Origin of the sequence: Pseudomonas sp. Sample_21 (assembly GCF_004307525.1) — a bacterium.
GTDB lineage: Bacteria > Pseudomonadota > Gammaproteobacteria > Pseudomonadales > Pseudomonadaceae > Aquipseudomonas > Aquipseudomonas atacamensis.
Genome location: NZ_RCNZ01000108.1, coordinates 1 through 3,400 on the forward strand (window position 1 = coordinate 1; position 3,400 = coordinate 3,400).

At 60.6% G+C, this 3,400-nt stretch carries 3 protein-coding genes and 1 pseudogene; all 4 read right to left on the minus strand.

Annotated features, from left to right (window positions below; translation table 11 throughout):
• On the minus strand, positions 1-244 hold a 244-nt coding region (locus D8U71_RS20845), incomplete at its 3' end, for a flagellar hook-basal body complex protein (protein ID WP_130888571.1).
• 45 nt (positions 245-289) lie between these two features.
• Positions 290-1,030, minus strand: a complete 741-nt coding sequence (locus D8U71_RS20850) for a flagellar basal body rod protein FlgF (protein ID WP_016771112.1) — start codon at positions 1,028-1,030, stop codon at positions 290-292.
• A gap of 343 nt (positions 1,031-1,373) precedes the next feature.
• Positions 1,374-2,936, minus strand: a complete 1,563-nt coding sequence (locus D8U71_RS20855) for a sigma-54-dependent phenylalanine hydroxylase transcriptional regulator PhhR (RefSeq protein ID WP_016771113.1) — start codon at positions 2,934-2,936, stop codon at positions 1,374-1,376.
• A 213-nt stretch (positions 2,937-3,149) separates the two neighbouring features.
• Positions 3,150-3,400: pseudogene (locus D8U71_RS28500) on the minus strand (hypothetical protein); the annotation flags it as partial.

The window sequence follows — 3,400 nt, forward strand, 5'->3', positions numbered from 1 at the left end:
TGAAGTTTTTCTGGGTGCCGACAATGCGCACACCGGTACCCACTTGCAGACCCGACGGCAGTTCGCTGTCCTGGGTCGACTGGGCACCTGGCTGACGCTTGATCTGATAGAGCAGGTCCTGGAACTCGGCACGGTCACGTTTGAAACCCGTGGTCGAGACGTTCGCCAAGTTGTTGGAAATGGTGGTCAGGTTGGTGTCCTGGGCGGACAGACCGGTTTTGGCAACCCATAGAGCCGGAAGCATTCGATTCTCCTCGTGCGCCTGTTTTACGGCGCGACGTTCTGATAATTAGCTGATCTGCAAGACCCGAGCCATGGCCTGGTCGTCGTCTTTGGCGGTGTTCATCATCTTGACGTGCAACTCGAACTGCTTGGCCAGGGCCAGCACCGAAGTCATTTCTTCCACGGCATTGACGTTGCTCGACTCAAGGAAACCCGAGACCAGTTTGACGTTGGCGTCGGCTTGCGCCGGCTGGCCGTCCTTGGTGTAAATCGAACCGTCGAGGCCTTTGTTCATGTTCTTGATGTCCGGGTTGACCAGCTTGATCCGGTCGACTTCGGCCATGACGCGGGGGCCTTCGCCCATCGCGCGAATGCTGATGGTGCCGTCTTCGCCGACTTCGACCTGCTGCTCGGGCGGCACGGCGATCGGGCCGCCATTACCGATCACCGGCATGCCGTTGCCGGCGCGCAATACGCCGAGGGCGTCGATGTTGAGGCTGCCGGTGCGCACGTAGCTTTCACCACCGCTGGGGTTTTGCACGGCGATGAAACCGTTGCCGGATACCGCGACGTCGAGTTCACGACCGGTCTGCACCAGCGAGCCCGGCGTGAAGTCGGTGGCGGGACGTTCGCTCATGGCAAACGCACGCGCCGGAAAGCTGTCACCGAACACCGGCATCGAACGCGCCTGCTCGAGGTCGCGCTGGAAGCCGTTGGTGGAGATGTTCGCCAGGTTGTTGGCATGCGCCCGCTGCGCCAGTGCGTTCTGGCTGGCGCCGGTCATTGCCACATAAAGGTACTTGTCCACTGTGTTTCCTCTGCATGCCGGACGTTTGCCGCCCACCGCTGTACTGCTCAGCCATAAGCAATTTGCAGACCAACTTTTTATTGGCGGGCGAAGGCCCGGTAAACAGGGGACTTGAGGGGATCAGAGGGGGAATCTGAAATGGGTCGAAGACGAAAAACCGGCGGTGTCATGCCGGTTAGTGGCAATCCTCAGTTCGGCGGGGGATGGAGATCCTGTGGCGAGGGGATTTATCCCCGTTCGGCTGCGCAGCAGTCGCCAAGCCTGCAATAAGGTCGCTGTGAAGGAAAAGCGGGGCGGCTTCGCCGCCCATCGGGGATAAATCCCCTCGCCACAAAGGCTCTATTTAGCTTTCGGAGGTTTTGCCAACCTCATACTCACGCAACTTGTTGGCAATCGTCGTGTGCGAAACCCCCAGCCGCTTGCCCAACTGCCGACTGCTGGGATGCTCGGAATACAACCGCTCCAGCACCGCTTTCTCGAAACGCCCGACGATCTCGTCCAGACTTCCGTCGAGGGAGAAATCGCCAAGCGGCTGACGCACGCCGTAATCCGGCAGGCGAATATGTTCGGCCTTGACCGTGCCGCCGTCGCACAGGGAAACCGCCTGGAACAGCACGTTTTCCAACTGCCGCACGTTGCCCGGCCAGTGGTAATGGCTGAGGCGATCCATCGCCGCCGGGGCCAGTTTCGGCAGCGGACAGCCGATCTGCCGACTGGCCTGATCGAGGAAATGTTCGACCAGCGGCGTCAAACCGTCGAGGCATTCGCGCAGCGGCGGAATGTGCAGCGACAACACGTTCAAGCGGTGATAGAGATCCTGACGAAACTCGCCGCGCGCGCACAATTCGGACAAGTCCACCTGGGTCGCGCAGATCACCCGCACATCGAGATAGACCTCTTCATCACTGCCGACGCGACGGAAGCAACCGTCCTGAAGAAAGCGCAGCAATTTGACCTGCAAGCGCGGGCTCATCTCGCCGACGCCATCGAGAAACAGCGTGCCGCCAGCGGTCAACTCCAGCAGGCCAAGCTTGCCCTCAGCGCGAGCGCCTTCGAAAGCGCCGGGGCCGTAGCCGAACAGTTCGGTCTCGGCCATCGACTCCGGCAACCCGGCGCAGTTGAGCGCCATCAACGGTGACTGTCCACGCGGGCTGGCGAGATGGCAGGCGCGCGCGAGCAGTTCCTTGCCGGTGCCGGTTTCGCCTTCTATTAATAGCGGTGCATCCAGCGGCGCCATGCGTCGCGCTTCGCGGACCACGGCAGCCATGACTTTCGAGCTCTGGAAGATACTGTCGAAGCCGCGAAGCTCCTGTTTGCGCACGTTGTAGATGCGCTCGCCGACCCGATCGGCGCGGTGCAGCGTCAGTACGGCGCCGGCCATGGCCTCGCTGTCATCGTGCTCCGATTGCAGCGGCGCGATGTCGGCGAGAAAGATGTCGCCCTTGACCTTGACCCGCATGCCGTTGATCCGCGACTTGTTGGCGCGCACCAGTTCCGGCAGGTCGAAATCCTCGGCGTAGCGCGACAGCGGAATCCCCGGCACCTCATCGACGCGCACGCCGAGCAACTGCGCCGCCGCGCGGTTGGCCGCAACGATCGAGCCGCCCATGTCGATCGACAACACCGGAAACTCCAGCGCGCCAAGCAGTGCGTTCAATTCCATGTGCCGGCGTTCACTGGGCATCAGCCCGACGCGCTTGACCCCAAACACCCCGCCGATCGCCTCGAACTTGGGGCGCAACGCCTGGAACTGAATGTTGATCAGGTTCGGGCAGTGCAGGTAGATCGCATTGCCATGCTCACCACCCACCTCGCCGCGTGCGACGTTGATCCCGTACGCCACCAGCAGATTGAGAATGTCGCGCAGGATGCCGATGCGGTTCTGGCAGTGGACTTTGATGCGCATAGAAAAAGGCCCGACAGGTTTGAGAGGAAAACACATGTCCTTGTGGGAGCGAGCCTGCTCGCGAAGGGGCCAGCACATCCAGTATCGATGTGTCAGACAGACCGCTTTCGCGAGCAGGCTCGCTCCCACAGGGTTCTGTGGCGCGCCCGGGGCAGATGTTTCTGTCGAGGCACGCAGATAGTTGTCAAGATTATGTGACAGCCCCTGCCCTTTTCAAACCCGCCAATCACCGTAATTGCTGATTACCCGACAAAGCGTAACGATAACTTTACGAAACTCGACGAAATTTCCTACACATGCACGGCTCAACATGCTGCGCAGCTTCGCGCTCTGGGGTATTCCTTTAGCCATCGCTGGACATAACAAAAACGAATTTCCTAGCAGGAGAGCAGCATGAAGCAGACGCAATACGTGGCTCGCGAGCCCGATGCGCAAGGTTTTATCGACTACCCCGCCGAAGAACA